The following is an 8,655-nucleotide window of genomic DNA, read 5'->3' as shown; positions in this document are numbered from 1 at the left end:
GTCAAAGACCTCATAGCTCAGGATCTGATAGCGGCGAGCGTAGGCCCGCAGGTGAATGGCGATAATCCGCTCCCTGGTGGCACGATCGGAGCCCGGGGTATACTCTATCACCATCATGCGCTTTTCGGCCTCCTGAGCAAGCAGAAAATGGCATGGAATGGCTTGCTGTTCGGCTTCGGTCAGGGGTACCGCGTTGCCGGGCTTCAAAACGACGAGTTCGAGGTAAATCTTTTGCCGCATAAATGAGAGGCTTATGCAGGCTTGGCCACTTTGGCCGCGACCAGGCCCAGGCGCACGAGCAGCAGGCCCCCCGGATTGCGCGAGGCTTTGACCTTGCCCGTTTTCAGGTCGTGGTTGTAGCGGTTCACTTCCGCGACGTGGGCCGCACTGGCCAGGATAGTTTGGCGGTGCCTGGCGTCGGTGATGCGCAGCTCGTCGAGGACGCGGGCGGCGTTGTCGAGGTGGCTTTGCTGCACGCCGGGCAGGGGCTGGCCAGTAGCCACCAGGTCGAAGGGGATAGTTTCGGCCAGGGCTTGCGGCTTGACGGTGAAAACGACGTTTTTGAAGGTTCTGACCCGCTTTTCAAGCTTGTAGCTGATGTGCAGTTCGGTATGCTCGTTGATTTGCTTCACGGCAATGTCGAGCACTCTTTCCCGTAACTCTTTGATTTGCTTCATTTTCTCGTTGCCCTTGTCATCGATTAGGCCGAGCATTTTTTTGAAGTCCTGAAGGTCGTATTTTTTGGTTTCGCCCAGGTCTTTCCACTGGCTGCAATGCTGATAAATGCGTTTAGCGTACTTGCTGGTGAGACGAAGGGCAGCGGCTAGGCTATAGGAAGTGAAGTTGTCTTTGAGTTCAAACAGGTAGGGTAAAATGTCCTCGGTCAGCTTGATTTCGATGATTCCTTGTCCTTTCAGGTATTCTACCCGCTGAAACATCCAGAGTTGTTTGACCCGCTCCGGTGTTTCCACTTCAAACATTCGGGAACCCATGCCTTCGGTTGCTTGCCGGAGGTACGGCAGATGGTACTGTTTCCCAGTCAGAGCAGCCAGTTCTTTGATTGGAAGCTCATAGAGGCTCGTTTTTTGGTCCTTTCGTAACCGGGAGATGATGAAGAACAGCAAGTCTAGTTGTAGCTCCGAGTAATCGTATCGGGCATTGGTAAGCGCGTTGTGTTGGCGAATTTCTACCTCCCTACTCATAAAGCTTATTGTCTGATTCAGGGGCAATTATAGGGCAAAAAAAGCACCTAGTAACAAAACGTCTTTTTTAAAAGTCTTTTCTCACGGATTAAAAGTCTTTTTCAAACGGATTAAAAGTCTTTTCTCACGGATTAAAAGTCTTTTCTCACGGATTAAAAGTCTTTTCTCACGGATTAAAAGTCTTTTTTAAATGCCGCAAAACTTTGAAAATCAATGCGATACAAGGTCCTCAAATAGAACAAAGCTTTACAAATACACCAATTGGTGTTCGCGCGAGGAAAAAAGGCTTTTAGGGGTGTTCTATCTGAACGACTGGCGGGGAAAAAACAAAAACAGCAAAGTCCTAGAAGCCAGTGACTTGCGCGCATTTTATAAACTATATATTATTGGTAATCAATGGTTTATAAACATTATTGTTGAGCTTATGTACTGCTTTGAACTTGGGAATGCTACGGCCTCAGAAACGGGAGCAGCTGAGGATGCAGGCCAGGGAAGGGGCCGAAAGGAGGAAGGCAGCACAGCCAGGACCGGGGACGCATGACCAGGTGGGGAGGTGGCCAGGTGGTGCAGCTGGTGGCCAGAGCGAGGTGGCCACGTTGCCGGCAAGGAGAGTACCAGGAGCAGCCGATAGGGAGGCAACAGGAGAGGCACAAGAGTTGGAACGGAAAACAACGGTAAGGCAATCGGGGGGCACAGCGAAAAGGACAGGTCGGCGGTTTTCCCCTATTTGTTTAACAACACCGGAAAGAGAGGCCTAGGGGTTGCGCGTACGTGCGAGGAGCCGTACCTTGTGGGCCACTCCCGAATCGTTCAACGATTTTCGCAAGATGTGTTTTGTGCATCGCGCTTCGCGCAATTCCCAAAACCCGTTCGCCCGTTGGGCTCACTACACTTGCCCCTTCGGGGACCCACCTATGGCAGACTTAGCAACCCCTGATTCCACTCCCCACCGCCCCCGTAAAGGCGGCCGGAAGGCCGGCCCGCTGGCCGAAAAACAGCGCCACGTCGTGAGCGTCCGGCTCACGGACGCGGAGCACGAGCGCCTGACCCAGGAGGCCGAGCGGTACAAGTTGAGCCAGGGCGAAGTGCTGCGGTCGGTGTGGCGCAAGCAGAACACGGCCACGAAACTCCAGACCCCGCCGACGCCGGAGGAAGCGCGGCAGCTGGCGCAGCTGGCCGGCATGGCGGCGAACCTAAACCAGCTCACCAAGCTGGCCCACTTGGGCCAGGACCAGCGGACCGGAGCCACAACGGTACTCGGGCAGATGCACCACTTGTTGAAGCGGCTCGCGGGCGAAGCGTCATGATTGGCAAGGTGAAGGTGAACCAGTCGTTCGGGGCCATGTGCCGGTACGTGTTGCAGGAGCAGGCCCTCGGCAACGGGGCCGAGGTGCTGGCCGCGCACGGGGTGCGCACGGACAGCGCCGCGCACATGGCGGCGGACTTCGACGCGGTGCGGGCCATGCGGCCCAATTTGGGCAAGGCGGTGCTGCACGTGGCGCTGGCCTTCCCGGTCGAGGAAAAGGAGAAGGTGACCAATGAGGTGATGGGCCGCATTGCCCAGGACTACCTAAAGGGGCTGAAAATAGACCCGGAGAACACGCAGTGGGCCGTGGTGCGGCACCAGGACAAGACCCACCCGCACATGCACCTGGTGGTGAACCGGGTGGATCTGGACGGGCAGACAGTGAGTGACCAGTTTATCCGCTCCCGCAGCGTGGACGTGTGCAAGGGCATCGAGCAGGCGTACGGGCTGATCGTGGCCGACCAGGTAGGTCGCCAACAGGCCCGCGAAATCGGCCCGACCCCGAAGCAGCAGCAGGCCACGACCCCGAAGGAGGAACAGTCGGCCGAGTGGAGCCGCGCCCGGCAGGAGATCGGCCGTGCCCTGAGCTACACGGCGGGCCAGGCCCGCAGCTTCGACGAGCTGCGCGAGGCGCTGCGCCCGCGCGGCATCGAGCTGGAGCTGACGCGGCGCAAGGATGGGAGCCCGGCCGGGGTGGTGTTCGCGCAGGACGGGCACCGGGTGAAGGGCAGCCAGGTGGGCCGCGAGTACAGCGCCGGCAATCTGGAAACGGGCTTTGCCAAGGCCCGGGAGCTAGGCCAGGACCCGGTCCAGCAATGGCAGCAGCTGGGCCAGGATTACGCGCTGGCCAAGTTGGCGGCCGAGTACGCCCAGGCCAAGCAGCGGCAGGCGCAGCAGCAGCCCAGCCGGCAGCCGTCCCGGGATTTTGGGATAGGGGATTAATCTTTTCAGCAACGAGGTATGCAAGAGCTACTGCAAGACATTAACGCGCTCCGGCGCGGCATCGAGGCGCTACACAAGCGCAGCGTAGAGCAGGGCCGGCCGGTGAGCCGGGCCGAGCTGGACGAGGTGCTGGACACGGTGAAACGGGAAGTGCGGTTCACCATCAATTACCAAGGCGTAGCGGAGGCCATTCAGCCGCACCTGGCCACGCCGGAGAAGGTGGGAAAAACGCTCACCACGGGCACGGCGCAGCTGCAGCAGGTGATTGACCGGATTCCGCGCAGCGTGCCCGTGGTGGGGGAAGTCTGGGGCTTTACCCATGTGCGGCTGGGGGTGGGGGTAGTCGCCCTGCTGCTGGTGCTGACCAGCCTGAGCACCTACCTCTGGAAAGAGAAGGCCGCGGCCGAGGCGCGGGTAGCGCAGCTGCAGCAGGAGCAGGCCCAGAAAAAACGGGCGCTGGAGTGGCTGACGAAGGGCTATTGGGACCTGAAACGGGACAATCCGAAGGTGGTCAAAAAGTATTTTCCCCAGTAGGTCATTTTTGGCCCCGAAAAAGGCCTTAAGGTGGGCTTTAAGCCGGGTTTTAACGTATAATCCGTATGCAAGAAGCCCCCCAAAACTGCCTTTTTGGGCCGAGGAAGGCCCCCAGTTTACGTGTTATAATGACCTGAATACCTTTTTGCGCATGTCCAGCTTCGCCTGGCACGCGGAGCTGGCGTGCCGCCGGTGGTTGGACCGGGCCGAGGCCGTTCCGGGCGGCTTGAACACGCCGCGCACGACTGACTGGATGGCGCTGCTGACGTACGTGAACCCGGTACTGGACGAAACCCAGGAGTTCGGTATCTCGCCCCAGGACGCGCCGGACGTGGCCATTTTGCGGGCCTACCAGCTGCTGATCACGGGCCTGAGTCCGCAGCAGGCGGCGCAACAGATGGAAGATAACCCGTTGCGGAGTTCTTATTGCAACGGGGCGGATTTACACGATAAGCCCGCTTATCGAAAAGGGTGACCGAAAAACAGACCGAAAAAGGCCGATCACAAGGAGTGAAGAGGGGCGAGTAGCCTATCGGAAAGGAAATCCTACTTGATAGGTACTTTGCATAATCCGCGCTGATACAGCAGAAATGAGGATTTCGATCCTTACCGTGTAAATCCGCCCCGTTGCAACAAGAACCCCAACCAGCCGCCAAATCAAGGCTTCATCGACCTAACAATGACCGTGGAGAGTCAGTTAGCTTTATAATTTCCAATCGCTGTGGCGGCTTTTGAAATGCGCCAAGGGTGCATCAAAATTTGTACATCAACGTTGTGCCTAACCCCAAGCGGCTGATGCTTGGGGCATCATCCAATTCTAAGCGGAAAGTAGGTTGCACATTTACTTCTAAATGCTTGCCCAGGGAGTATGCGACCCCTACACCGGCCTCCGTTGCAATACCAAGACCAGAGGAAACGTCGAGGGGTATTGTGACCGCTTCACTCCTCCTGCGGCTGTTATACTCGGTTTCACCTCGTAGTACCCAAGAACCTACTACTCCTGCTTGTACGTAGGGCGTCCACCGGCTATTTCCGCTGCTAAGTCCGTATCGAAGTTGCAATGGCACTTCAATGAGTCGTTGCCGTTGTTTGACGCCAACCACTTCAGTTAAAGTTTCCTGAACTCCAGTCACCGTCAAGGAAGCTAGGTAGCCAGTGGAGACGACCTGTTTGGCAGCGTACTGCACTCCGTATAGGACAGACCACCGGTTGGACAAACCCGTGCGAACGGCCAGCCCGGTGGTTATCCCCAATTTACTACTGGTTTTGCCAGTGGTAAAGTAGTCCGGGCTGCGATTTAGATCCGGAGAGGTATAAACGCCGATAGCAGTCTGCGCACACACGGGAGTAGTGAGAAGAAGGCCTGCGAATAGGGCGAGTAGCTTGAGGCCGGCGCTGTAAGAAAAGGCGGCAAATGATTGGTGCATAAAAGTGCTCCTTCTGACGTCTAACTGATTATTTGGAATCCAATTTGAACGCCATGTAACCAGTGTCATAGACAACTCCCCCGTCCCCAAAAGATTCTCCTTGCCACACGGTCATCGTACCCGCATCGTCAAATCGATCCAATTTAGAAAAGTCGTACGAAAGCTCTGGTCCTATTTCTACCTTGTCGTCAAGCTTTATCTTGGAGGTCCACTTGATGGTTAACGGTTTTAGAGCACCTGTATCATCAATTTCTACCCACTTAACGGCGATATAATCATCGTAGTCTGGTCGGTTCCACGTGAAGATAAACCGGTCTAAATTGACCCATTTATTGTCTATATCCTTCCGCTTCTTCGGTTTGTAATAGCTGCCCTTTACAATCTCCACAGCAGTGGCTTTTCTGGAGCCGGCGATGTAGTATTCCAACTCTGGGGCTCCCAATGCCCAGTTTTCAATTGCACTAATATTCGTGCATTTTATTTGGTACATGTATTCTGCCTTCCCCGCAATGCGCTTTGCTGTAGGATTATATAAACGGTCGTTTATATTTCCGTTTGCATCTGTCCTTTCGTTCATTCCCACCACAACTACCGGGACGGTTGGCTCTGCCTGAGCATCTAACCAATGCACATTACCCTTGGAGTCGAACGCTTTGATCTGTTTAGTTATACCCTCGTCAAAATCCTGCGGTATATACGCCACTAAAGGCACGAATTGCTCTGTATCCCAGTCTTCGCAGTGCACAGGAACAGCTAATTGAAGCTTAGCAATAGTCTGTGCTGCAGAATCAACGCTGGTGTGACGCAAGGTGTTACTAGAGCCGATACTCGTTTCACCTACCAATCTTTCTTGCACTGTGTATCCGTCTACCACCCGGTCCTTAAACTGAGCGTACAGAACGTCGTAGTCCCCGTCAAATTTTTTGAGCGCCTCCTTTTTAAGCTCCCGGCGAAGGCTTGCATTCTCTAGCGATTTAGCCAGTGATAGAGCCATTGTCCAATTGCTTGTCTTGGGAAGTTATAGGCCCTGCTGAGGCAGGAGGTGTCTCTTGGTTGATGGTTGGTGATACTTCCGCTTCTTTTTGGCATGAAGCCAGACCGCAGAGTGCCCCAACGAGCAGGGCAGAGATTCCGAGTGGTACGCTTTGTTTCATGAACTTATTGCACTAGTGGAAAGAAATACTTATTCACGGTCAGCTTAAGCAAAAAGTCATTGGTCTATGCCTGAAAGGCAAAGGTGACACGGGGACACTAAAGTTGCAATAGGTAAGGTGGTAGAGGGCGCGAGGCCGGGCAGCAAGCCTGGGGAAGAGGCTGCAAGAAAGCTCTGATAGAGGAGTTGTCTCAAAAAAGTGCTAAATGTAATAGGCCATTGAAGGGAATTACAAATCTTACCTATTGTAAGGTCGCGTCTATAAGCTACATTATGTTAAGGGATAAAAACCAGGTGAGGGGAGGACTTTTTGCACTTCCCCACTGCCCCCTAAATCCTGTTTTTCCCTCTTGTTCTCTTGTAGCACGGCTGCGAGGTAGCAGCCCTAAAACCGCTCGTCTAGGTGTACTTCCCCGTTGATGTAGAAGTGGGTGAGGTGTCCGGTAAAGCGTAGCGAGTGGGCGAAATCGGCCCGCTCGTGCGCATCTTGGGGCGACGTGGCCACCACTTCAAATTCTTCTTCCAGATAGGGCACCGGGCGAAACTCGGCGGGCAGGTGGGGGCCATCTTCCCCCGTGACGCGCACTTGGTACACTTGGTAGCCGGCCGGCAGCTCGTCGGTGATGTAGGTCACTTGGGCGCGGCACTTGCGGCACCAGGTCTGTATTTCCAACTCCGCGCCACGCCGTGCCAGTATCCGGCCAGCTGCGTGCGGCGTGATAGCCTGGTCAGTGGTGCAGTAGAGGGAAAGGAAGGTTTTGGGGTGGTGTCCGGTCCCGATAGAGGCAATTGCTTTGCTGGCCACGTTTACGAAAAGGCTAATTGCTTGCTTCGAGCAAGTTGTTTCTGAACACTGCTGGCCACTGCTTCAGCCAAGCCCACCGGTACGGCGTTGCCCAGCTGCCGCATTGCTTCACCCCAAACACCAGTGATGTGATAATCATCGGGGAACGTTTGGATACGGGCCGATTCTCGCACGGTATAGTACCGCACGGAGCCGTCGGGGTAACGAACCATATTCTCACCCCCCGGCACCCCGTGTGCGCCCGCTTTTAGTGCTTTGGAAGGCTCATCTATTTCGCTGCCCGTGTGCCCAGGGTAACTCATTGCCCCGCCCCGGTACTCGTGATTCATGCTTCTATGAGAGGCCCAAAAATCGACCCCAGGGCTAGGTTCAGGGAGGCCACGTATCGCGTCACGCACGGTACGCCAGCGTTTGGTGTCCGGCCCAAACAGACCGTAGCGGTCACGCAACTTATCAACCTTTTTCCGCAACGCGGCCGACATTGCAGGCCGCTCGTCACGCGTAAAACCGTGCTCGTCCCAATATTCGCCCGTCACCCACTTTGCCCAGAGTAGTGCGTCTTGGGAGTGTGTAGGCTTTGGGAACGACCATTCTTCCCGCAAATCGGCCCGAAAACCGACAATAAAGACCCGCTCCCGCTTTTGTGGTACGCCATAGTCGGCCGAGTTGAGCAGGCGGAACACCGGCCGGTAAATCAGGCCATCATACCCCCCCGTGTGCGCCCGCTCCAACCGCCCCAGATGTTCTTCGACCGTTTCCGTTTCCAGCTTAACCAATTGCGGATAGGTCAACCGCAAAAGCACATACTCCAGGTACTCGGCGAAAGAGGCCCGCAGCAGTCCCTTCACGTTTTCAAAAATGAAGAATTAGCAAGCAGAGTAGCACAAACGCAAGCCTAAAGGCTTGTCGTTGTGCTACTTAGATTTCAGCAGAGCTGAAATTGTGTGATTTTGATAGGTAACACCTTGATTATCAGTATAGATTTTGTCACAATTGCCTTGTAAAATCCAGTTTTTGGGCGTATCTTCTGATATGTCTAAAAGCTATTTTTCGGCCGCGCCCCCTAGCCTCAATTTTGAGCAATTGACCGCCTGATGCCGGGACAGTGGCCGCACTTTTTGCACTTCCCCACTGCCCCCGAAATCCTATCCAACTAGCCCACCAGCGGAGCCGGCAGGGCCGGGACGAAGTCGTCAAAGACCTCATAGCTCAGGATCTGATAGCGGCGAGCGTAGGCCCGCAGGTGAATGGCGATAATCCGCTCCCTGGTGGCACGATCGGAGCCC

At 55.3% G+C, this 8,655-nt stretch carries 10 protein-coding genes; 4 read left to right on the top strand and 6 right to left on the bottom strand.

The window, feature by feature from the left end; translation table 11 throughout:
* Window positions 1-240, bottom strand: a 240-nt coding sequence (locus tag FY528_RS20885) for a hypothetical protein (protein WP_149072948.1), incomplete at its 3' end; no start/stop codon positions are given.
* 11 nt (window positions 241-251) lie between these two features.
* Window positions 252-1,202 (bottom strand): replication initiation protein, encoded by a 951-nt coding sequence (locus FY528_RS20880; protein WP_149072947.1) that lies wholly within the window; start codon window positions 1,200-1,202, stop codon window positions 252-254.
* Window positions 1,203-2,116: 914 nt separating this feature from the next.
* Here FY528_RS20880 and FY528_RS20875 point away from each other — a divergent pair.
* The 4 genes from FY528_RS20875 (at window position 2,117) to FY528_RS20860 (ending at window position 4,459) form a co-directional block, all read left to right on the top strand.
* Window positions 2,117-2,509, top strand: a complete 393-nt coding sequence (locus FY528_RS20875; protein ID WP_187632233.1) for a plasmid mobilization protein — start codon at window positions 2,117-2,119, stop codon at window positions 2,507-2,509.
* Window positions 2,506-3,450: a relaxase/mobilization nuclease domain-containing protein gene (locus tag FY528_RS20870; protein WP_149072945.1), complete on the top strand. Its 945-nt coding sequence runs from the start codon at window positions 2,506-2,508 to the stop codon at window positions 3,448-3,450. The genes FY528_RS20875 and FY528_RS20870 overlap by 4 nt, the downstream gene beginning before the upstream one ends.
* Before the next feature lie 18 nt (window positions 3,451-3,468).
* Window positions 3,469-3,984: a hypothetical protein gene (locus FY528_RS20865; protein WP_149072944.1), complete on the top strand. Its 516-nt coding sequence runs from the start codon at window positions 3,469-3,471 to the stop codon at window positions 3,982-3,984.
* Window positions 3,985-4,135: 151 nt separating this feature from the next.
* Window positions 4,136-4,459 carry a hypothetical protein gene (locus FY528_RS20860; RefSeq protein WP_149072943.1) on the top strand — a complete coding sequence of 108 codons (324 nt, stop codon included), beginning with the start codon at window positions 4,136-4,138 and terminating at the stop codon, window positions 4,457-4,459.
* 277 nt (window positions 4,460-4,736) lie between these two features.
* Here the strand turns inward: FY528_RS20860 and FY528_RS21865 are convergent, their stop codons facing one another.
* The 4 genes from FY528_RS21865 to FY528_RS20840 all read right to left on the bottom strand — a co-directional run bounded on the left by FY528_RS21865 (window position 4,737) and on the right by FY528_RS20840 (window position 8,217).
* A complete protein-coding gene (locus FY528_RS21865; protein WP_187632232.1) occupies window positions 4,737-5,411 on the bottom strand; it encodes an outer membrane beta-barrel protein in 675 nt (224 codons plus the stop codon).
* Window positions 5,412-5,439: 28 nt separating this feature from the next.
* On the bottom strand, window positions 5,440-6,405 hold the full coding sequence (locus tag FY528_RS20850) for a DUF3103 family protein (RefSeq protein ID WP_149072941.1): 966 nt from the start codon (window positions 6,403-6,405) through the stop codon (window positions 5,440-5,442).
* 544 nt (window positions 6,406-6,949) lie between these two features.
* A complete protein-coding gene (locus tag FY528_RS20845) occupies window positions 6,950-7,369 on the bottom strand; it encodes a hypothetical protein (protein WP_149072940.1) in 420 nt (139 codons plus the stop codon).
* A gap of 2 nt (window positions 7,370-7,371) precedes the next feature.
* On the bottom strand, window positions 7,372-8,217 hold the full coding sequence (locus tag FY528_RS20840; RefSeq protein WP_222931853.1) for a DNA cytosine methyltransferase: 846 nt from the start codon (window positions 8,215-8,217) through the stop codon (window positions 7,372-7,374).
* Window positions 8,218-8,655: the final 438 nt, after the last annotated feature.

It is taken from the genome of Hymenobacter lutimineralis (genome assembly GCF_008271285.1).
GTDB classification, from domain to species: Bacteria; Bacteroidota; Bacteroidia; order Cytophagales; family Hymenobacteraceae; genus Hymenobacter; species Hymenobacter lutimineralis.
This window is presented reverse-complemented; position numbering and strand designations above follow the sequence as displayed.